The 20,148-nt window shown below is 75.1% G+C and carries 18 protein-coding genes, 1 pseudogene and 2 riboswitches; of the genes and pseudogenes, 11 read left to right on the top strand and 8 right to left on the bottom strand.

The window, feature by feature from the left end; genetic code table 11:
* Positions 1–221 precede the first annotated feature (221 nt).
* Positions 222–974 (bottom strand): cobalt-precorrin-6A reductase, encoded by a 753-nt coding sequence (locus UO65_RS02660; protein ID WP_035278400.1) that lies wholly within the window; start codon positions 972–974, stop codon positions 222–224.
* 50 nt (positions 975–1,024) lie between these two features.
* Here UO65_RS02660 and UO65_RS02665 point away from each other — a divergent pair, with 50 nt between their 5' ends.
* Positions 1,025–2,116, top strand: coding sequence for a cobalt-precorrin-5B (C(1))-methyltransferase (locus UO65_RS02665; RefSeq protein ID WP_035278387.1), 1,092 nt, complete (start codon positions 1,025–1,027; stop codon positions 2,114–2,116).
* On the opposite strand, the gene cobM is transcribed toward UO65_RS02665, so the two are convergent.
* Both cobM and cbiE read right to left on the bottom strand, forming a co-directional pair.
* Positions 2,110–2,856 carry a precorrin-4 C(11)-methyltransferase gene (gene cobM, locus UO65_RS02670; protein WP_035278389.1) on the bottom strand — a complete coding sequence of 249 codons (747 nt, stop codon included), beginning with the start codon at positions 2,854–2,856 and terminating at the stop codon, positions 2,110–2,112. The genes UO65_RS02665 and cobM overlap by 7 nt on opposite strands.
* On the bottom strand, positions 2,853–4,049 hold the full coding sequence (gene cbiE / locus UO65_RS02675; protein WP_233427413.1) for a precorrin-6y C5,15-methyltransferase (decarboxylating) subunit CbiE: 1,197 nt from the start codon (positions 4,047–4,049) through the stop codon (positions 2,853–2,855). Before cbiE ends, cobM begins: the two co-directional genes overlap by 4 nt.
* Before the next feature lie 73 nt (positions 4,050–4,122).
* Positions 4,123–4,309: riboswitch (cobalamin riboswitch) on the top strand.
* Positions 4,310–4,339: 30 nt separating this feature from the next.
* Here cbiE and UO65_RS02680 point away from each other — a divergent pair.
* Genes UO65_RS02680 through UO65_RS02690 form a run of 3 tightly spaced genes read left to right on the top strand, consistent with a single transcriptional unit; the run spans position 4,340 to position 8,409 of the window.
* Positions 4,340–6,373, top strand: coding sequence for a VWA domain-containing protein (locus UO65_RS02680; protein ID WP_035278390.1), 2,034 nt, complete (start codon positions 4,340–4,342; stop codon positions 6,371–6,373).
* Positions 6,374–6,385: 12 nt separating this feature from the next.
* Positions 6,386–7,000 (top strand): cob(I)yrinic acid a,c-diamide adenosyltransferase, encoded by a 615-nt coding sequence (gene cobO / locus UO65_RS02685; protein ID WP_035278391.1) that lies wholly within the window; start codon positions 6,386–6,388, stop codon positions 6,998–7,000.
* A complete protein-coding gene (locus tag UO65_RS02690; protein ID WP_035278392.1) occupies positions 6,994–8,409 on the top strand; it encodes a cobyrinate a,c-diamide synthase in 1,416 nt (471 codons plus the stop codon). Before cobO ends, UO65_RS02690 begins: the two co-directional genes overlap by 7 nt.
* Here UO65_RS02690 and UO65_RS02695 read toward each other — a convergent pair.
* Together UO65_RS02695 and UO65_RS38520 are read right to left on the bottom strand one after the other, a co-directional pair.
* Positions 8,354–9,289, bottom strand: coding sequence for a helix-turn-helix domain-containing protein (locus tag UO65_RS02695; protein ID WP_267880580.1), 936 nt, complete (start codon positions 9,287–9,289; stop codon positions 8,354–8,356). The two genes, UO65_RS02690 and UO65_RS02695, sit on opposite strands and share 56 nt — an antisense overlap.
* Before the next feature lie 2 nt (positions 9,290–9,291).
* Complete coding sequence (locus UO65_RS38520; protein ID WP_267880581.1) at positions 9,292–9,489, bottom strand: DUF397 domain-containing protein; 198 nt, start codon at positions 9,487–9,489, stop codon at positions 9,292–9,294.
* Positions 9,490–9,803: 314 nt separating this feature from the next.
* Between UO65_RS38520 and UO65_RS35405 the strand changes: the two genes are divergently transcribed.
* Together UO65_RS35405 and UO65_RS02700 are read left to right on the top strand one after the other, a co-directional pair.
* Positions 9,804–10,067 (top strand): hypothetical protein, encoded by a 264-nt coding sequence (locus tag UO65_RS35405; protein ID WP_146241345.1) that lies wholly within the window; start codon positions 9,804–9,806, stop codon positions 10,065–10,067.
* Between the two features lie 142 nt (positions 10,068–10,209).
* Positions 10,210–13,041 carry an FAD-binding and (Fe-S)-binding domain-containing protein gene (locus UO65_RS02700; protein ID WP_063935866.1) on the top strand — a complete coding sequence of 944 codons (2,832 nt, stop codon included), beginning with the start codon at positions 10,210–10,212 and terminating at the stop codon, positions 13,039–13,041.
* Here the strand turns inward: UO65_RS02700 and UO65_RS02705 are convergent.
* Positions 12,998–13,924 (bottom strand): annotated as a pseudogene (locus UO65_RS02705) (AraC family transcriptional regulator); the annotation flags it as partial. The gene UO65_RS02700 and the pseudogene UO65_RS02705 overlap by 44 nt on opposite strands.
* Positions 13,925–14,006: 82 nt before the next feature.
* On the opposite strand from UO65_RS02705, the gene UO65_RS02710 reads away from it, so the two are divergent.
* Together UO65_RS02710 and UO65_RS02715 are read left to right on the top strand one after the other, a co-directional pair.
* Positions 14,007–14,843 carry an NAD(P)H-binding protein gene (locus UO65_RS02710; protein WP_035278394.1) on the top strand — a complete coding sequence of 279 codons (837 nt, stop codon included), beginning with the start codon at positions 14,007–14,009 and terminating at the stop codon, positions 14,841–14,843.
* Positions 14,844–14,869: 26 nt separating this feature from the next.
* Positions 14,870–15,298: a pyridoxamine 5'-phosphate oxidase family protein gene (locus tag UO65_RS02715; RefSeq protein WP_035278395.1), complete on the top strand. Its 429-nt coding sequence runs from the start codon at positions 14,870–14,872 to the stop codon at positions 15,296–15,298.
* An 84-nt stretch (positions 15,299–15,382) separates the two neighbouring features.
* On the opposite strand, the gene UO65_RS02720 is transcribed toward UO65_RS02715, so the two are convergent.
* Both UO65_RS02720 and UO65_RS02725 read right to left on the bottom strand, forming a co-directional pair.
* Positions 15,383–16,189, bottom strand: a complete 807-nt coding sequence (locus UO65_RS02720) for a CbtA family protein (protein WP_084175247.1) — start codon at positions 16,187–16,189, stop codon at positions 15,383–15,385.
* A complete protein-coding gene (locus UO65_RS02725) occupies positions 16,180–16,392 on the bottom strand; it encodes a CbtB domain-containing protein (protein WP_035278397.1) in 213 nt (70 codons plus the stop codon). The genes UO65_RS02720 and UO65_RS02725 overlap by 10 nt, the downstream gene beginning before the upstream one ends.
* A 16-nt stretch (positions 16,393–16,408) precedes the next feature.
* Positions 16,409–16,564: riboswitch (cobalamin riboswitch) on the bottom strand.
* Between the two features lie 60 nt (positions 16,565–16,624).
* On the opposite strand from UO65_RS02725, the gene UO65_RS02730 reads away from it, so the two are divergent.
* The 3 genes from UO65_RS02730 to UO65_RS02740 all read left to right on the top strand — a co-directional run bounded on the left by UO65_RS02730 (position 16,625) and on the right by UO65_RS02740 (position 19,998).
* On the top strand, positions 16,625–17,191 hold the full coding sequence (locus tag UO65_RS02730) for a histidine phosphatase family protein (RefSeq protein WP_152551947.1): 567 nt from the start codon (positions 16,625–16,627) through the stop codon (positions 17,189–17,191).
* Positions 17,192–17,479: 288 nt separating this feature from the next.
* Positions 17,480–19,348: a GAF domain-containing sensor histidine kinase gene (locus UO65_RS02735; protein ID WP_110081465.1), complete on the top strand. Its 1,869-nt coding sequence runs from the start codon at positions 17,480–17,482 to the stop codon at positions 19,346–19,348.
* Entirely contained in the window at positions 19,345–19,998 is a 654-nt protein-coding gene (locus tag UO65_RS02740) for a response regulator (RefSeq protein WP_035278399.1), read from the top strand. Before UO65_RS02735 ends, UO65_RS02740 begins: the two co-directional genes overlap by 4 nt.
* The last annotated feature ends 150 nt before the right edge of the window (positions 19,999–20,148 follow it).

The raw sequence follows: 20,148 nt of genomic DNA on the forward strand, positions 1-20,148 counted from the left end.
GGCCCCGGCCAAACACATCCACCCAGCCGGGCACCACCCACAAACAACCGGGCTCGCAAGACACGCCCTAGGTGTCGGGCACGTTCGCCTTCCAAGGCAAGCCGAACGTCACCGTGAACCTGACCCCGCACCCGGTCTACCGGCCGGGTTGCCCGGCCACACCGACTTCGGCCAGGCACCCCGGCTCGACCTCGTTCGACGGGTGCCCCGCACCCCACCGGTCAGCCGGTCGACCGGCTCCCGGGGAGCACGCCGGTCAGCCAGTCGACGACCTCGGGCACCGACGCCAGCACCGGCACGTCCGGGGTGCCGGGGCGGCGCACCACGACCACCGGCAGCCCCAGCTCCCTGGCCGCGTCGAGCTTGGCGGCGGTCAGCGGGCCGCCGCTGTCCTTGGTGACCAGCACCTCGACCCGGTGTGCGCGCATCAGCGCCAGCTCGCCGTCGAGGGTGTACGGGCCGCGGTCGAGCAGCAGTTCGCACCGGGCGGGCAGCGGCGGGTCCGGTGGGTCGACGCAGCGCACCAGGAACCACTGCCCGGCGGTGGCGAAGGCGGGCAGGCCCTGGCGCCCGGTGGTGAGGAAGACGCGGTCGCCCAGGTCGGGCAGCAGCGCGGCGGCGGCGGTCAGGTCGTCGACCCGGTGCCAGGTGTCGCCGGGGCGCGGGGTCCACCCGGGGCGGCGCAGCAGGACCAGGGGCACGGCGGCGGCGCGGGCGGCGGTGGCGGCGGAGGCGCTGATCCGCTCGGCGAACGGGTGCGTGGCGTCCACCACGGCGGCCACGGACTCCGCGCGCAGGTACTCGGCGAGCTTGTCCGGGCCGCCGAACCCGCCCACCCGCACCTCCCCCACCGGCAGCCGGGGTCGGGCCACCCGACCGGCCAGCGAGGACACCACGCGGGTGCCGGGGCGCTCGTGCAGGACCGCGGCGAGGGCACGGGCCTCCGCGGTGCCGCCGAGGACCAGGACGGTCAGCACGGCACCCCCGGGGGAAGCGCCGGGACGCCGTTGGGCACGCTGGTGCCATGAGCGGAGAGCGGCGCACGCCGGAGGGGTTGCGCTACGGCTGGACCACCGGGGCGTGCGCGACCGCGGCGACGACCGCCGCCTACACCGCCCTGCTGACCGGTGAGTTCCCCGACCCGGTGACCATCACCCTCCCGAAGGGACAGACACCGGCGTTCGCGCTGGCGGTGGAACACCTCGGGGACGGGGTGGCCACGGCGGGGGTGGTGAAGGACGCGGGTGACGACCCGGACGTCACCCACGGCGCCCTGGTCCGCGCGACCGTTCGCCCCGGCCCACCCGGCTCCGGGGTGAGCTTCCGCGCCGGTCCCGGTGTCGGCACGGTCACCAAGGCCGGGCTGCCGCTGCCGGTGGGGGAGCCCGCGATCAACCCGGTGCCGCGCACGCTCATGCGCGACCACGTGGCCGAGGTGGCCGCGCGGCACGGCGGCAGCGGTGACGTGGTCGTGGAGGTCTCGGTCGACGGCGGGGAGGAGCTGGCCCGCAAGACCTGGAACCCGCGGCTGGGCATCCTCGGCGGCCTGTCGATCCTGGGCACGACCGGCGTGGTGGTGCCCTACTCGTGCTCGGCGTGGATCGACAGCATCCGCCGCGGCGTGGACGTGGCCAGGGCCGCCGGGTACACCCACGTGGCGGGTTGCACCGGGTCGACGTCGGAGAAGACGGTGGCCGCGCTGCACGGCCTGCCCGAGGACGCGCTGCTGGACATGGGCGACTTCGCCGGGGCCGTGCTCAAGTACCTGCGCAGGCACCCGGTGCCCCGGCTGACGATCGCGGGCGGTTTCGGCAAGCTGTCCAAGCTCGCCGACGGCCACCTCGACCTGCACTCGGGCCGCTCGCAGGTCGACCTCGCCGCCTTGGCCGCGACCGCCGTCACCGCGGGTGGGGGCGACGAGTTGGCGGCGCGCATCACCGCGGGCAACACCGCGCTGGAGGCGCTGCGCCTGGCCGAGGCCGCGGGCGTGCCGCTGGGCGACGCGGTGGCGGCCGGGGCGAAGGCCACCGCGGTCGAGGTGCTGCGGGGGGCCGAGGTCGCGGTGGACGTGGTGGTGATCGATCGGGCCGGGGTGATCGTCGGTCGCGCTCACTGAGGCCGCTCGCGCTCGGCGGAGTAGAGGTGGCTGTCGCAGTGGCCCACGGGGTCGAGCACGCGGCCGACGATGATCACCGCGGTGCGCCGGATGCCCGCCGCGCGCACCTGCCCGGCGATGTCGGCGAGGGTGCCGCGCAGCACCACCTCGTCGGCGCGCGAGGCGTAGGCGACCACGGCGACCGGGCAGGTGGCGCCGTAGTTCGGCACCAACTCGGCCACGACCTCGTCGATGCGCTGCACGGCCAGGTGCAGCACCATCGTCGACCGGCTGCGGCCCAGCGACGCCAGGTCCTCCCCGGGCGGCATCGGCGTCGCCCGGGCCGAGGTGCGGGTCAGCACGACGGTCTGGCCGACGCCCGGCACGGTCAGCTCGGTCTTGAGCGCGGCAGCGGCGGCGGCGAACGCGGGCACCCCGGGCACCACCTCGTAGGGCACCCCGGCCGCGTCGAGGCGGCGCATCTGCTCGGCCACGGCGCTGAACACCGACGGGTCGCCGGAGTGCAGCCGGGCCACGTCGTGCCCGGCGGCGTGCGCGGCGAGCAGCTCGGCCACGATCTCGTCCAGCGTCAGGTTCGCGGTGTCGACCCGGCGCGCGCCCGGCGGGCACAGCTCCAGCAGCTCGACCGGCACCAGCGCGCCCGCGTACAGGCACACCGGGGCGGCGGCCACGACCCGCTGCCCGCGCACGGTGATCAGGTCGGCCGCACCCGGCCCGGCCCCGATGAAGTGGACGGTCACTCGCTCTCCTTCACGGCTACCCACTGCGTCACCGGCATGGCTTGGCGCCACCCGGTGAAACCCCCGACCGGCCCGGCCCGGCCCACCGACACCCGGGTCAGCGTGCCGCCGACCTCGCCGTGCCAGCGCGCCACCAGCACCTCCGACTCCAGCGTCACGGCGTTGACCACCAGCCGCCCGCCCGGTCGCAGCGCCGCCCAGCACGCGGGCAGCACCCCGTCCGCCGTCACTCCCCCGCCGACGAACACCGCGTCCGGTTCCGGCAGCCCGGCCAGCGCACCCGGCGCGGACCCGGTCACCACCCGCAGCTCCGGCACGCCCAGCGCCAGCGCGTTGCGGCCGATCCGCCCGGCCCGGTCCGCCCGGGGTTCCACCGCGACGGCCCGGCACGCCGGGTCCGCCCGCGACCACTCGATCCCGACGCTGCCCGACCCGGCGCCCACGTCCCACAGCAGCTCACCCGGCTCGGGGGCCAGCGATGACACGGTCAGCGCGCGGACCTCCCGCTTGGTGATCTGCCCGTCGTGCTCGAACACGTCGTCGGGCAGGCCCGGCACCCGCGGCAGCCGCCGCGCCCTCGGGTCGGCCGCGCACTCGACCGCGACCACGTTCAGCGGACCCACCTCGCCCGACCACCCGGCGGCCGTCGCGGTGACCACGGCCTCGGTGTCCGCGCCGAGGTCGGACAGCACGGTCATCCGGCTGGGCCCGAACCCCCGGTCGCGCAGCAGCGCCGCCACCGCCGCCGGGGTCCGCGAACCCTCGCTCAGCACCAGCACGCGGGCGCCCGGGTGCAGCGCCGCGTGCAGCCGCTCCACCGGTCGCGCCACCGCGCTGACCACGGCAACCCCGTCCAGCGCCCACCCCAGCCGGGCGCAGGCCAGCGACGCCGACGACGGGTGCGGCAGCACGCGCACGGCGGTGTGCCGGGCCAGGGTGGTGCCGATGCCGTGGAACATCGGGTCCCCGCTGGCCAGCACGCACAGCACCGAACCGGCGTGCGCCGCGAGCAGGGCGGGGACAGCGGGAAGCAGCGGCGTCGGCCAGGCGACCCGCTCGGCGGTCACCTCGGGCGGCAGCAGGTCCAGTTGCCGGGGCGCGCCGAGCACGACCTCGGCGCGCGCGAGGGCCGAGCGGGACGCGGGCGCCAGCCCGGTCCAGCCGTCGGCGCCGATACCCACCACGGTGACCACGGGCGGCAACGCTAACCCACCCGGGCGGCCGACCAGTCGAGACGCGCACCACGTGGCTTGGCACCCGTCGGTGCGGGATGCGACGATCACGGGCAGACCAAGCAGGGTGTGCGGAGGAAACCGGTGCGATTCCGGTGCGGTCCCGCCACTGTGACCGGGGAGTTCTCCCGTCGAGGTGCCACTGGGGCGCGAGCCCCGGGAAGGCGGCGGGAGCGCGGCGATCCGGGAGCCAGGACACTCGCCCCTGCTCGAGACCGACCCGGGCGCGGACCCGGAGTGAGGATCGTGGCGTGCCCAGTCCTGCCGGTTTTCCGTTCTCGGCCGTCGTCGGCCACGCCGACCTGCGGTTGTCCCTGCTGCTCAACGCGGTGCACCCGGCGATCGGCGGGGTGCTGGTGCGCGGGGAGAAGGGCACCGCGAAGTCGACCGTGGTGCGCGCGCTCGCCGCGCTGCTGCCCGCGCTGGCGGTGGTCGAGGGCTGCCGGTTCGGCTGCGACCCCGCCGCCCCGGACCCCGGCTGCCCCGATGGCCCCCATCTCGAACCCGATGCCGCTTCCCGGCCTGCGCGGTTGGTGGAGCTGCCGGTCGGCGCCACCGAGGACCGGCTGATCGGCTCCCTGGACCTGGAGCGCGCGCTGACCGAGGGCGTCCGCGCCTACCAGCCCGGCCTGCTCGCCGCCGCGCACCGGGGCGTGCTCTACGTCGACGAGGTCAACCTGCTGCACGACCACCTGGTGGACCTGCTGCTCGACGCCGCCGCCATGGGCCGCGCGCACGTGGAGCGCGAGGGCGTGTCGGTGGCGCACGCGGCGTCGTTCCTGCTGGTCGGGACGATGAACCCGGAGGAGGGCGAGCTGCGCCCGCAGCTCCTCGACCGGTTCGGGCTGACCGTGGAGGTGCGCGCCGCCCGCGACGTCGACACCCGCACCGAGGTGATCCGGCGGCGGCTGGCGTTCGAGGCCGACCCGGCCGGGTTCGCCGCGGGCTGGGCGGCGGCCGACGCCGACCTGGCCGCCCGGATCGCCGCCGCGCGGGCGGCGCTGCCGGGGGTCGCCCTGCCGGACGCCGAGCTGCGCCGGATCGCGGCGGTGTGCGCGGCGTTCGACGTGGACGGGATGCGCGCGGACCTGGTGCTGGCCCGGGCCGCGATCGCGCACGCCGCCTGGCGCGGGGCCGACGCGGTGACCGAGGAGGACGTGGCGGTGGCCGCCCGGTTGGCGCTGCCGCACCGGCGCAGGCGCGACCCGTTCGACGAGCCCGGCATCGAGCAGGACCAGCTCGACCAGGCGCTGCGCGACGCCGCCGAGCAGACCGGCGAACCCGAGCGGACCGACCCGGACCCCGATCCCGATCCCGGCCCGGACGGCCCCGGCGGCGGCGCGCCCGACCCGGGCGACGGCCCGGCGGACGACTCGGGCCAATCCGACAGCCCGCCCCCCGACGGTCCGGCCCCCGAGGGCCAGGACACCCAGCCGAAGGGCAAGGGCGGCGGCACGCAGGCCCCCGCCACCCCCGACCCGGCGTTCACCGCCCGGCTGCTCCAGGTCGACGGCGTCGGCGAGGGCGCTCCCGGGCGCCGGTCCCGCTCCCGGGCGGGCTCCGGGCGGGCGCTGCGCGCGGCCACGTCGCAGGGCAGCGGCATCCACCTGGTCGGCACCATGACCGCGGCGGCGCCGATGCAGTTGGTGCGCGGGCGCAGCGGCCCCGGCCTGGTCGTGCGGCCCGACGACGTGCGGCGGGCGGTGCGCGAGGGGCGCGAGTCGAACCTGGTGCTGTTCGTGGTCGACGCCTCGGGGTCGATGGCCGCGCGCAAGCGGATGTCGGCGGTGACCGGCGCGGTGATCTCCCTGCTGCGCGACGCCTACCAGCGCCGCGACAAGGTGGGCCTGGTGACCTTCCGCGGACCCGGGGCCGAGGTGGCGCTGCCGCCGACGTCGTCGGTGGAGGCGGCGGTGGCCCGGCTGCGCGCGCTGCGCACGGGCGGGCGGACCCCGCTGGCCGACGGGCTGCTGCGGGCTCGGGAACTGCTGCGGGTGGAGCGGCTGCGCGACCCGCGCCGCCGGGCGCTGCTGGTGGTCGTGACCGACGGGCGGGCGACCGTCGCGGCCCGGCCGGGTGGCGACGCGGTGGCCGACGCGGTGCGGGCCGCCGGGCTGGTGGCCGCCGACGGGGTGGCCAGCGTGGTCGTCGACTGCGAGTCCGGGCCGGTGCGGCTGGGGCTGGCCGGTCGGGTGAGCGCCGCGCTGGGCGGCACCGGGCTGCGCCTGGAGGAACTGTCCGCCGATGCCGTGGCCGGGGTCGTCCGCGCCGCGCGCGCAGCGTAAGGGGGTCGGGCAATGCCGCAGGGCAAGCCGTCGGTGGTGCCGCAGGACGGGCTGACCACGCGCCAGCGCCGCAACCGGCCACTGGTCGTGGTGCACACCGGGGAGATGAAGGGCAAGTCCACCGCCGCGTTCGGCCTGGCGCTGCGCGGCTGGAACCAGGGCTGGGACATCGGGGTGTTCCAGTTCGTGAAGTCGGCGAAGTGGAAGGTCGGCGAGGAGAACGCGTTCCTGGCGCTGGGGCGGCTGCACGCCGAGACCGGCGAGGGCGGCCCGGTGCAGTGGCACAAGATGGGCGCCGGGTGGTCGTGGTCGCGCAAGCAGGGCGACGAGGACGACCACGCCGCCGCCGCCCGCGAGGGCTGGGCGGAGATCGCCAGGCGGCTGGCCGCGCAGACCCACGACCTGTACGTGCTCGACGAGTTCACCTACCCGCTCAAGTGGGGCTGGATCGACGTGGACGAGGTCGTGGCCACCCTGCGCGACCGGCCGGGGCACCAGCACGTGGTGATCACCGGCCGGGACGCCCCGGAGGCGCTGGTCGAGCACGCCGACCTGGTCACGCGCATGACCAAGGTCAAGCACCCGATGGACGCGGGCACCAAGGGCCAGCGGGGCATCGAGTGGTAGCCCGCCTGGTCGTGGCCGCCCCCGGGTCGGGCAGCGGCAAGACGACCATCGCGACCGGCCTGGTGGCGGCCCTGCGCAGGCGCGGGCACCGGGTGGCGCCGTTCAAGGTCGGCCCGGACTACATCGACCCCGGCTACCACACCGTCGCCGCCGGTCGCCCCGGCCGCAACCTCGACCCGGTCCTGGTCGGGGAGCACCGCGTCGCCCCGCTGTTCCGGCACGGCGCGGCGGGCGCGGACATCGCGGTCGTCGAGGGCGTCATGGGCCTGTTCGACGGCCGCATCGGCCACCACGTCGAGGCGGGCGGGTTCGGCTCGACCGCGCACGTGGCCGGGCTGGTGTCCGCGCCGGTGCTGCTGGTCGTGGACTGCCGGGGGCAGAGCACGAGCATCGCCGCGCTGCTGCACGGGTTCCGCTCCTACCGGCCGGGGGTGCGGATCGAGGGGGTGGTGCTCAACCAGGTCGGTTCCGACCGGCACGAGGAGGTGCTGCGCGAGGCGTGCTCGGACGTGGGCCTGCCGGTGCTGGGCGCGGTCCGCCGGGCGGGCGAGGTCGACGTCCCCTCCCGGCACCTGGGTCTGGTGCCCGCCGTGGAGCGCGGCGCCGAGGCGGTGCGCGCGGTGGCCGCCATGGGCGACCTGGTGGAGTCCTCGGTGGACCTCGACGCGGTGGTCCGACTGGCCCGCTCGGCCCCCGACCTCGACGGCCCGGCCTGGGACGCGGCGGCGGAGCTGGCGGAGTCCGCCGGACCGGTCGCGGCGGCGCACCCCCCGGTGATCGCGGTGGCGGGTGGACCGGCGTTCACCTTCGGCTACGCCGAGCACGTGGAGCTGCTGCGCGCGGCGGGCGCCGAGGTGGCCGTGGTCGACCCGCTGCACGACACCGCGCTGCCCCCGGGCACCGCCGCGCTGGTGCTGCCCGGCGGTTTCCCCGAGGCGCACGCGCAAGCCCTGTCCGCCAACGAACCCCTGCGCCACGCCGTGGCCGACCTGGCCGCCACCGGCGCCCCGGTGCACGCCGAGTGCGGCGGCCTGCTCTACCTGGTGTCCAAGTTGGATGGTCACCCGATGTGCGGGGTGCTGCCCGCCGAGGCGGAGATGACCGCGCGGCTGACCCTGGGCTACCGCGAGGCCGTCGCCACCGCCGACACCGCGCTGCACGCGGTCGGCACCCGCGTCCACGGCCACGAGTTCCACCGCACCCGCGTCCTGCCCGCCCACGGCGACCCGCCCACCTGGGCCTGGCGCGACGCCACCGGCGCACCGCACCGCGAGGGCCACACCCGCCTGGGCGTGCACGCGTCCTACCTGCACACCCACCCGGCCGGGAACCCCGGGTCGATCCACCGCTTCGTCACGGCAGCCGCGCGAGCTCCTTGGTCAGCAGCGCCAGCGAGTCCTCCTCGCTGAGCGCCTTCTCCGCCACCTCGTGCCACTCGCGGATGAGCGCGGCCACGTCGGCCTTCTTGGTCATGATCCGCGCGTCGACCGGGGTCTCCTGGTAGCCGAGGTTCGGCCTGCCGTCGCGGAAGCAGAGCACGGTGAAGTCGTTGGGCAGCACGGGCACCTCCGCGTCGAAGGCCAGCACGCGCAGGTGCAGCGTCGGGTACCGCCCGACCATGTCGACGAGGTGGCGCAACTGCGCTGCCGCCACCGCTGCGGGCTTGGACCGCACCAATCGGACCAGTGCCCCCTCCCCGAGCAGCACCCGGTGGTGGGGCGCGGGCGTGCGGTCGTACAACCGAGCGCGCTCGGCCCGAGCCGCGACCCGGGCGTCGAGCTTGCCCGCGCCGTCGGTGCTGAACAGGTCGCGCATGTAGTCCTCGGAGTGCAGCAGGCCGGGGAAGCGGTCGCCGGTCACCGCGAGGATTTCGTCGGCCTCCTGCTCCTCACCGCGCAACCTGCGGAAGTGGTTCGACTTCTCGTCCGCCAACCGGGAGCGCCGCTGGTGGTTGGCCTCCAGGTCCTTGGCGCGCACGAGCATCTCGTCGGTGTCCGCGCCGTGCGCGTCCAACAGTTCGATCGCCCGGTGCAGGTCCTTGACGGTGACCCTGGTCTCCCCCACCTCGATTTTGTTGATCTTGCTCTGGCTGCACGGGAGCATCGCCGCCATCTGGATCTGGGTCAGTCCAGCGGCCTCGCGGAGAGCGCGCAAATCCCGACCGAGTTGCCCCACCGTGTCGAATCCCACTTTTGTGCCCGCTCCGTATCGCTCGGATTGATGAACGAAACCGAGAGTAGTCACTCTGGGAAGGGAATGCCGTCGCGCACCCCCCGGTCGAGCGAACACGATTAGTCGACTGCATGCTGCCGCAGGTAGGCCACCAGAGCGGGAAGCGCGGAACCGGACAGCGCCAGCACCCCGGCTTGCGGCGCCTTGGAATCCCGGAACGCCACCCGCGGGGACATCCTCAGGTTCACCTCCACGCAGTCGAACTGCCGCCCGCACCGCCGCGAGCGCACCCATCCCGAACCACCCGCACCGCGCATGACTCCCCCTCAAGAGCCCGGACCACCCGAAAGCCCATCGTGACACCCGAGTAATCGACACGCAACTGTCAGTTAATGGACATTCACCGAGCGTGACAATGTTTATCATTCACCCGACACTAAAGGCGAAAGGCCTTCTGGCTGTCCACTGTGGAACATCGAGTAATCGGGATTGGCATTGCGGCGCACCGGTAACGGTGACCAAAGCGGTCGTGTGGTTAATATCAGCCCCGGAAACAGTGCGGCCCCCTGCTGTCACAGGGGGCCGCGGTGCCAGTACCCCAACCACCACACGCAGAAGGACACCAGCACCAGTGAGCGTAGGAGACAACCGGCGGATTAATCGCCGGAAACACCGGAATTCGCCCGAACGGGCGCAGGACCAGGACGAGAAGCGGCCCGCCGACCAGGTGATGGCCTGGGGCAGGCTCGTGCTCGACTCGAACGGGCCCGCCCTGCGGCTGATGGGCCTCCTGGTCGTCGTGTTCACCGGGGTCATCGCGCTGGTCGTGGCCATGGGCATCGATCGGCAACTGGTGATCGACGCGATCACGCTGATCTGGGCCCGGGGGCGCTGAGGCGGTGAACCTCCCCGCGGTGGTCCGCCACCGCGGGGAGGTGGTCGGCGAACCCGGAGCGGTCAGCGCGGGCGGTCGTGGTCCCATGGTGGTCCGGGGTCGCGGTCCCCGGGAGCCGTGCCCGAACCAGCGAGGGAGCGCCGTGGACCCGCTCGACCGGTTGCGCGAGCTGCTCGGCCCGTGCGTCGCCGTGGACGACGCCACCCGGGCGCTGTACTCGTCGGACGCCTCCAACTACCGGGTGCCGCCCGCCGCCGTGGTGCGGGTGGCCTCCGCCGGGCACGCGGCGGAGGTGCTGGGGCGCTGCCACGAGCTGGGGCTGCCGGTCACCGCGCGCGGGGCGGGGACGTCGGTGGCGGGCAACGCCATCGGTCCCGGGGTGGTGCTCGACCTCACCGCGCTGACCGCGATCACCGACGTCGACCCGGCCACGCGCACCGCGACCGCGCAGGCGGGGGTGGTGCAGGCGGCGTTGCAGGCGGCGGTGCGCCCGCACGGGCTGCTGTTCGGGCCGGACCCCTCCACCGCCGACCGCTGCACCCTCGGCGGCATGATCGGCAACAACGCCTGCGGCGCGCACGCGGTGGCCTGGGGCAACACCCGCGACAACGTCGTGTCCGCCCGGCTGCTGCGCGTCGACGGCAGCCCGGTCACCGCCGGGCGCACCGGCACCTCCGACCCCGGCCTCGACGCCCGGTTGCGCGCGGTGATCGGCGCCGACCTGGCCGTGGTGCGCACCGAGTACGGCCGCTTCCCCCGGCAGGCGTCCGGGTACCCGCTCGACGCGCTGCTGCCGGAGCGGCGCTTCGACGTGGTCGGCTCGCTGGTCGGTTCCGAGGGCACGCTGGCCGTGGTCCTCGACGCCACGGTGGCGCTGGCCGAGGCGCCCGCCGCCCGGGCGCTGGCGGTCCTGGGCTACCCGGACATGCCCACCGCCGCCGACGCGACGCCCGCGCTGGTCGCGCTGGGCCCGCTGGCGGTGGAGGGCATGGACCGGCGCCTGGTCGACGTGGTCACCGCCCGGCGCGGGCGGGCGGGCGTGCCGGACCTGCCGCGCGGCGCGGGGTGGCTGCTGGTGGAGACCGGCGGCGCGACCCCGGCCGAGGCGCGGCAGCGGGCGCTGGAGGTCCTGGCGGGAGCGGGCGCGGTGGACGGGCGGGTGCTGACCGGGGCGGGTGAGATCGCCGCGCTGTGGCGCATCCGCTCCGACGGTGTCGGCCTCGCCGGGCGCACCCCCGGCGGGGCGGACGCGTGGCCCGGCTGGGAGGACGCCGCCGTGCCGCCCGAGCGGCTGGGCGCCTACCTGCGCGACCTCGACGCCCTGCTGGCGCAGCACCACTACGACGGCCTGCTCTACGGCCACTTCGGCGACGGGTGCGTGCACGGCCGCTTCGACTTCGACCTGCGCTCCCCCGGCGGCGCGGCCCGCACCCGCGCGTTCCTGCTGGACGCCGCCGACCTGGTCGCCGCCCACGGCGGGTCGCTGTCCGGGGAGCACGGCGACGGCCGGGCGCGCGGGGAGCTGCTGTCGCGGGTGTACTCCGCCGAGGCGCTGGCCGTCGCGGCGCGGGTCAAGGCGGTGTGGGACCCCGGGGGCGGGCTCAACCCCGGCGTCCTGGTCGACCCGGCCCCGGTGGACGCGGACCTGCGGGTCGGGCCGGAGCTGCCGGTGGTGCCCGGGGGCGGTTTCGCCCTCCCGCACGACTCCGGTGACCTCACCCGGGCGGTGCACCGCTGCGTCGGCGTGGGCCGCTGCCGGGCGGACCTGACCGCGACCGGCGGCGCCATGTGCCCGTCGTTCCTGGCCACCGGTGCCGAGCAGCACTCCACCCGGGGCCGTGCCCGCCTGTTGCAGGAGATGGTGCGCGGCGACCTGGTGCGCGGCTGGGCGGACCCGGCCGTGCACGAGGCGCTGGACCTGTGCCTGTCCTGCAAGGCGTGCGCCCGCGACTGCCCGGCCGGGGTGGACATGGCCACCTACAAGGCCGAGGTCCTGCACCACCGCTACCGCCGCAGGCTGCGCCCGATCACCCACTACACCCTGGGCTGGCTCCCGCGCGCCGCCGCCGTGGCGGGCAGGCTGCCCCGCCTGGCCAACGCCGTCCTGGACAATCCGCTGGTCAAGCGCCTCGCCGGGATCGACAGCCGCCGGGGCCTGCCCCGCTTCGCCCGGCACCGGTTCCGCCGCATCGCCGCCGGTCGGCCCGAGGCGTCGGGTCGGCGCGTGCTGCTGTGGGTCGACACGTTCACCGAGGCGTTCGCCCCGGAGGTCGGCGTCGCCGCGATCCGGGTGCTGGAGTCGGCCGGGTACGCGGTGGAGCTGACCACCCGCCAGGTCTGCTGCGGCCTGACCTGGATCACCACCGGCCAGCTCGACGGTGCTCGCCGCAGGCTCCGCCACACCCTCGACGCCCTGGGGTCCGCCATCGCCGACGGCATCCCCATCGTCGGCCTGGAGCCCTCCTGCACCGCCGTCCTGCGCGGCGACGCCGTCGACCTGCTGCCCGAGGACCCCCGGGCCCACCGCGTCAAGGCCCTCACCGTCACCCTCGCCGAGCTGCTGACCGCCACCCCCGGCTGGTCGCCGCCCGATCTGTCCGATGTGGACGTGGTTGCCCAACCCCACTGCCACCACCGGGCCACCCTGGGTTGGGACACCGACGCCGCCCTGCTGCGCCGGGCGGGCGCGCGGGTGGAGGCGGTCGGCGGCTGCTGCGGGCTGGCCGGGAACTTCGGCGTCGAACGCGGCCACTACGAGGTGTCGGTGGCCGTCGCCGAAACCGCCCTGCTGCCCGCCCTGCGCGCCCGCCCCCGCCCGGTCCTCGCCGACGGCTTCTCCTGCCGCACCCAGGTCAGCGACCTGACCGGAGGCTCCTCCCGGCACCTGGCGCAACTGCTCGCCGATCACCTCCCACCCCCGGGAGGGGATCGGCGCGGCGGAACTCGCTCGGACTCACGCCCCGGGTCCGCTTGAACGCGGCGCTGAACGCGAACGCGTCGGAGTAGCCCACCGTGCGGGCGACCTCGGCGACGGTCGTCGCCTCGCGCTCGACCAGCAGGTCCGCCGCGAGCGCCATGCGTCAGCGGGTCAGGTAGGTCAGCGGTGGTTCGCCCACCAGGTCGGCGAACCGCTTCGCCAGGGTGGAGCGCGACACCCCGGCCCGGTCGGCCAGCGCGGAGACCGTCCACGGCGCCGCCGGTTCGGCGTGCAGCAGGCGCAGCGCGCCGCCGACCACGGGGTCGCGCTGGGCGGCGTACCAGGCGGGCGGCTCACCGCCGGGCCGGTCGAAGTACTCGCGCACCGAGCAGACCAGCAGCCAGTCCAGCAACCGGTCGAGGACCACCTGCTGGCCCGGGGTGTCGACGGCGACCTCGGCGGCGAGGTGGTCCAGCACGGCGTCGGACCCGCCGCCGGGGGCCACCCGCAGCACGACCGGCAGCGCGTCCAGCAGCCTGCGGCTGATCTCGCCGCGCACCGGGTAGGCGCCGACGATCAGCGTCGTCGCGCCCGCACCGGGGTCGCCGCAACTGTCGTCGTTCCAGCCGCGCCGGTGCCGGGTCCCGCCCTGCTCGGGCGTCGTGCAGTGCTCACCGCAGGCGACCGGCTCGGCCGAGGTGCCGACCTCGTCGACGAAGGTGAACGGCGCGGGGCCCCGCACGATGACCGTCTCCCCCGCGCGCAACCGCTCGGGCGGGTGGCCCTCCGGCACGATCCAGCCCGCCCCGCCGAGGACGGTGCACAGCGTCAGCGGCGCACCGTCGACGAAGTGCAGCGACCAGGGCGGCGACAGGGTCGTGCCTGCGAACAGCGAGCCCTGGGCCCGCATCCCCCGGAAGAGGTCTCCGAACGCGTCCACCCCACCGAGGTTAGACGATCACAAAGGCAATCCGGCTTCTTGCCCATGGATTCGTCCAAGGCGGTGCCGTTGAATTCCTGTCATGCGCAACGACAACACCCTCGTCCTCGGTGCCACCGGCAAGTCCGGCAGGCGGGTCGCCGCCCGGTTGCGGCTGCGCGGCACACCGGTGCGCGCCGCCTCCCGGTCCAGCTCGACCGGCTTCGACTGGGCCGACCTCGACGGCTGGGACGCGGTGCTGGCGGGCGTCACCGCCGCCTACGTGGTGGCCCCGACGGTGCCCGGGCCGGTGCACGGGTTCGTGGCGCGGGCCGAGGCCGCGGGCGTGCGGCGGCTGGTCCTGCTCTCCGGGCGCGGCGCCGACACCTGGGGCGACTCCGCGTTCGGGCTGGACATGCGCTCGGCCGAGGACGCCGTGCGCGGCTCGGCACTGGACTGGACCGTCCTGCGGCCGTCGAACTTCGACCAGAACTTCGACGAAGACCTCTTCCACGCCCCGCTGGTCGCGGGCGAGCTGGCGCTCCCGGCCGGTGCGGTCCCCGAGCCGTTCATCGACCTGGAGGACGTCGCCGACGTCGCGGCCGCGGTGCTGACCGAGCCCGACGGGCACGCCGGGAAGGTCTACGAGCTGTCCGGGCCGCGCGCACTGACCTTCGCCGAGGCCACCGAACTGATCTCCCGGGCGTCCGGGCTGCCCATCACCTACAAGCAGGTCTCCCCCGCCGAGTACACCGCGGCACTGGTCGAGCAGGGTTGGGCCGAGGCCGACGCCCACCACGTCGCCGAGATGTTCGTGCTGATGGAGAGCGGGATCATCGCCGAGACGGCGGACGGGGTCGCCACCGTGCTGGGGCGTGAACCCCGGACCTTCGAGGACTACGCCGTGCGAGCCGCGGCGGCGGGCGCCTGGCAGCGCTGACCCCCACCCCCGCTGAGAGGACCGCGATGAGCACCGCCACCAGTTCCCTGACCACCGAGGACCTCGACTTCCTCGCCCGCCCCCTGCACGGGTTCCTGTCCGTGGCCGGGGCACCGCAACCGGTGCAGCCCCGACCGGTGTGGTTCGAGACCACCGCCGAGGGGACGGTCCAGTTCTTCACGGAGCCGGGCTCGCTGAAGGTGCGGCGCCTGAGCCGCGACCCACGCGCCGCGATCGTCGTCGCGGCTCCAGTGGGTGAGCGCGAGCGCTGGGTGTCCATCGTCGGCCGCACCACGGTGGAGACCGACGGGGCGCACGACCTGTGCTCCCGCCTCGCCGCCCGCTACTGGGGCCCCGACGACCCCACCCGGGCCGCCGACCTCGCCGCGATGCTGGCAGGCGACCTGCTCCGCGTCGTCATCCGCCCGGAGACCGTGCGCCGCTACACGGCCTGACCCCGCCCACGAACCTTTCACCCCGGGGGAAGCACTGAACCCCCGTCCTCGCGCCGAGGAAGGGGGTTCAGTGGTGCGAACGGTCTAGCGGGCGCGGGTGAGCCCGCGGTGCAGCAGCGCCGCGAAGCCGATCCCGATGCCCGCCCACAGCACCGCCGAGGTGCCCAGCGAGGCGATCCGGAACTCCCACAGCGTGGCGCCGGGGAAGCCGTCGGGGACCTCCTGGAAGTCCGGCAGCAGCTTGGCCGCCACCGTCACCAGCACCAGGTAGCCCAGCCCGGCGACCAGGACCGCGGTCCACCCGTCGAGCCGCTGGGCCAGCTTGCGGCCCACGAAGACGGCGACCAGCGCGAGCACCAGCGAGATGCCGACCATGCCGAAGAACAGGCCGGTGCGCTCGCCGATGGTCTCGCCCCGGCCCACCGCGGGCGGGTTCGCCGGGTAGGTCAGGAACGGGACCAGCACGACCGCGGTGTAGCCGATGCCCAGCACGGCCACGGCGGTGCCGCGCGGGCTCGCGGTGCCCAGCCGCCCGTAGGCGAAGGCGAACGCCAGCCCGAACAGGCCGCCGAGGCCCAACCCGTAGACGACGGTGCCGATGGCGAGGCCGCCGGTGGACTGGAACGACCGGGAGACGACCTCCTCCTCCGCGCCCTCCTCGCCGTGGCTGTGGCCTGCCGCGGCGCCGTCGTCGTGCGAGTGCTCCGCGGCGCCGCCCTGCTCCTCCAGGGAGATGGCGGTGTCCACCGACGGTTCGCCGAACGCCTCGGCGAACCCGAAGGCGAGGACACCGCCGAGCAGGCCTGCGAGCAGGCCCCACACCAGCAACGAGCGGACGTCCAGCGCGGCCGAGGTGGCCGCTCGATCGGTTCCGGTCTCGCTCAGTGGCACGGGAAGCCCAGCAGGTGGCGGGCGTCGTGGACGAGCTCGTGCACGTAGGTGCCGTCGAACACGGCGAGCGCGCCCTGCTCGGCGCCGACGAAGTAGAGCGCGATCAGCGAGATGATCCCGACGAAGAGCGCGTACGGCAGGATCTGCCGCACCGGGATGCTGACGGGAACGGGGACGGGGGTGGCGACGGCATGCGTCGTCATGGGGTGCCTCCTCAGGCTGCACGCGGCCCGATGGGTCCAGGGGTGTCGATGGCTGGGGGTCTGACTGTGGAGCGGTTGCCCGGTCCATCACAGTGGCGCGGCCGTGCCGGGATCACACCGGCTTCCCCATACCATCTCGGTCAGTCCCGAAACCTATGGGAGCGCCGCTTGCAGTGTCAACGCGCCCGCGTCCGCGGTGGGCAACGTCATCCGTCCAGCTCAAGGGGTGCCGGTGGGTAATCGGCTGACCCTGGTGGGCCACGGCCCCACCGCCGCCACGCGGGTGGCCGCGTTCCCGGTCGACGAACCGCTGTCGGACCCGGGTCCGGTGTCCACCGCCGGGCTGAGCCGGGTGGCGGTGGCGCTGCGCGGACCGGAGACCCGGTGCGCGCAGACCGCCACCGCGCTGGGGCTGGCGGCCTCGGTGGACGACCGGCTGCGGGACCTGGACTTCGGCGCTTGGCGGGGGCGCACCCTCGACGAGGTGGCGGCGGCCGAGCCCGCCGCGGTGACCCGGTGGCTGACCGACCCGGCCGCGGCCCCGCACGGCGGCGAGTCGCTGGCCGACCTGGTGGCCAGGGTGGGCGGCTGGCTCGACGAGCGGCCCACCGACCCGGCGCCGGTGGTGGCGGTGACGCACCCGTCGGTGGTGCGCGCGGCGCTGGTGCACGCCCTCGGCGCCGACCCGGCCGCGTACTGGCGCATCGACGTGGTGCCGCTGTCGCGGACGGTGCTGCGCGGCGGCCCCGGCCGGTGGGCGCTGCGCTGGCTGAGCCCGGCGGGACAGCGCGACGAATGACGTTTCGCGCTTCCTTTCCCGAATTCCGAAAAATATCCACCGACAAGAGAAGTGGCGCGGCGAATGGCAACCACCCGGCATTGAGGTGACATTCCGCGCCCGATCTTGCGCGGCGGCGGGAAGTCCGCGATCCTTTTCCCACCGATCACGCCCACGACGGGCGTCTACGCGTGCCGCCTGGACCTCCGCGGGCGCTGACCGGGCCGCCACCGCCCGACGCGCACCGGGCGCGGGGGTCGGTTTCGCCGAGACGGGTGGGAGGCCGCGCTGGACACGGGTGTGGGTGACATGGGCGGGCCGGGCGCCGAGCCCGGTGCCACCGTGAACCACGACGCGGCGGACAACGACCCGGTGCCCCACGACCCGCGGCGCCGCCCGGCCGTCGACCCGCCTGCCGACCGGACGGAACCGCAGGCCCCGCACCTGGCCCGCGACGCGCTCTTCCGCGGCCTGGTCGACCGGGCCGTGGCCGCGGAGATGTCGCACGAGCGGATGCGCCACCTGCTCGGCGCGGTGCTGTCGGTGGCCAGCGACCTGTCCCTGCCCGACGTCCTGCGCCGCGTCGTGGCGGTGGGCTGCGAACTGGTCGGCGCCCGCTACGGCGCGCTCGGCGTCCTCGGGCCCGACGGCGAACTGACCGAGCTGCTGCACTCGGGCGTCCCCGATGACGTGCGCGCGGCCATCGGCGCCCTGCCCACCGGCCGGGGCGTGCTGGGCGTGGTGGGCGGGCAGACCGGCCCGCTGCGCATCGACGAGCTGCGCGACCACCCGGCCGCCGCGGGCTTCCCGCCCGGCCACCCGGAGATGGGTTCCTTCCTCGGCGTGCCGATCCGGTTGCGCGAGCAGGTCTACGGGAACCTGTACCTGGCGGACAAGGCCGACGGGCGGGCGTTCACCGACGAGGACGAGGACGTGGTGGTCGCGCTGGCCGCCGCGGCGGGCATGGCCGTGACCAACGCCCGGCACTACGAGCTGAGCCAGCGCCGGGAGCGCTGGCTGGTGGCCACCACCGAGGTCACCGCCGTGCTGCGCACCGGCGGGGGCGGCGAGGACGAGGGGTTGGCGCTGCTGGTGCGCCGGGCCAGGGAGATCGCGGCCGCGGCGGTGGCGATCGTGGCCGTGCCGGACGGGCCGGGGCACATGGTGCTGCGCGCGGTGGACGGTCGGCTGCGCGAGGAGCTGACCGGCACCAGGATGGTCACCGTCGACAGCCTCACCGGCGACGTGTTCAGCACCGGCAGGCCGCGGTCGGTCACCGAGGTCGCCGAGGCGACGCTGAGCCGGTCGGCGCAGACGTTCCGGTCGCTGCCGCCCGAGATCAGCGAACTGGGGCCCGCGGTGCTGGTGCCGCTCACCGGCGGGCGCACCCCGGCCGGGGTGCTCATCGTGGCCCGCGACCGCGGCGCCGCGCCGTTCGACGAGTCCGACCTGGGGATGGTGCTCGACTACGGCACGCACGCCGCGCTGGCGATGGGGTTCGCCGAGGCGCAGCGCGACAAGCAGCGGCTGGCGCTGTTCGAGGAGCGCGACCGGATCGCCCGCGACCTGCACGACCTGGTGATCCAGCGGCTCTTCGCCCTGGGCCTGGGCTTGCAGGGGCTGCGCCGCGACCCGGCCGCGGCGAACACCCCGGAGCAGATCACCGGGTTCATCGCCGAGATCGACCAGACCATCCGCGAACTGCGGCGCAGCATCTTCTCCCTGCAGCAGCCCGCGAACGGCCCCTACAGCCTGCGCTCGGACATCCTGCGGGTGATCTCCGACGCGACCGTGTCGCTGGGCTACGAGCCGACCGTGCGGCTGGAGGGACCACTGGACTCGGTGGTGCCCGCCGACATCGCGCTGGACCTGATCGCCACCCTGCGCGAGTCGCTGTCCAATGTGGTCCGGCACGCGGACGCGGCGGCGGTGCAGGTGACGGTGGCGGTGGACCGCCGGGCGACCCGGCTGGAACTGCTGGTGCACGACGACGGCCGCGGGGTGCCCGAGGGGCTCGCCCACCGCAGCGGGCTGGCCAACATGGCCCAGCGCGCGCGGCGCTGGTCCGGGCGGTGCGTGGTCGGACCGGCCGACGTCGGGGGGACGAGAGTGGACTGGTCGGTACCGCTGGGGTGGACGTCCACCGCGGCGGCGCGAGGGGCGGAGGAGCACGCATGACGATCTCGGTGTTCGTGCTGGACGACCACGAGGTGGTCCGGCGCGGCTTGCGGCAACTGCTGGAGGTGGAACCGGACATCGACGTGGTCGGCGAGGCCGCCACCGCCGCGCAGGCGCTGGCGCGCATCCCGGCGGTGCGACCGCGGGTGGCCATCCTGGACGTGCGGCTGCCCGACGGCGAGGGCGTCACGGTGTGCCGGGAGATCCGGTCCCTGGTGGACCCACCGCCCGCCTGCCTGATGCTGACGTCGTTCTCCGACGACGAAGCGCTCTTCGGCGCGATCATGGCGGGCGCGGCCGGGTACATGCTCAAGCAGGTCAGCGGCAACGACCTGGTCTCCGCCGTGCGCACGCTCGCGGCGGGGGGTTCGCTGCTGGACGCGGGGGTGACGGCGACCGTGCTGGACCGGTTGCGGGGTGGCCGGGTCGAGGACCCCCGGTACACGACCTTGAGCCCGCAGGAGCGGAAGATCCTGGACCTGATCGCCGAGGGGATGACGAACCGGCAGATCGCCGGGGCGTTGTACCTGGCGGAGAAGACCGTGAAGAACTACGTGTCGACTCTGCTGCACAAGTTGGGGTTCGATCGGCGGACAGAGGCGGCTGTCTACGCGACTCGGTTGCAGAACAGCAGGCGGGGGCAGGGGTGAGTTGCGCGCAAGCGTTCGCTTGAGTGCTTGACCTGGCTGGCGAGCCGTGCCGTGGCTATGGTTCAAGGGCCCGGTCGTTTGTTGGGCGTGCCCGGATGGGTGGATCTGCTTGGGCGGGGCCCCTACAGCGATCATGTGCCTGGTGTGACC

Origin of the sequence: Actinokineospora spheciospongiae (assembly GCF_000564855.1) — a bacterium.
Lineage (GTDB): Bacteria > Actinomycetota > Actinomycetes > Mycobacteriales > Pseudonocardiaceae > Actinokineospora > Actinokineospora spheciospongiae.

Bases quoted from the DNA above. Each gene is read 5' to 3' on its own strand.
- UO65_RS38520 (WP_267880581.1), bottom strand. From the start codon at position 9,489: ATGCGCGGTGCGGGTGGTTCGGGATGGGTGCGCTCGCGGCGGTGCGGG.
- UO65_RS02710 (WP_035278394.1), top strand. From the start codon at position 14,007: ATGCGCAACGACAACACCCTCGTCCTCGGTGCCACCGGCAAGTCCGGC.
- UO65_RS02735 (WP_110081465.1), top strand. From the start codon at position 17,480: ATGGGCGGGCCGGGCGCCGAGCCCGGTGCCACCGTGAACCACGACGCG.
- cobO (WP_035278391.1), top strand. From the start codon at position 6,386: ATGCCGCAGGGCAAGCCGTCGGTGGTGCCGCAGGACGGGCTGACCACG.
- UO65_RS02715 (WP_035278395.1), top strand. From the start codon at position 14,870: ATGAGCACCGCCACCAGTTCCCTGACCACCGAGGACCTCGACTTCCTC.
- UO65_RS02665 (WP_035278387.1), top strand. From the start codon at position 1,025: ATGAGCGGAGAGCGGCGCACGCCGGAGGGGTTGCGCTACGGCTGGACC.
- UO65_RS02725 (WP_035278397.1), bottom strand. From the start codon at position 16,392: ATGACGACGCATGCCGTCGCCACCCCCGTCCCCGTTCCCGTCAGCATC.
- UO65_RS02740 (WP_035278399.1), top strand. From the start codon at position 19,345: ATGACGATCTCGGTGTTCGTGCTGGACGACCACGAGGTGGTCCGGCGC.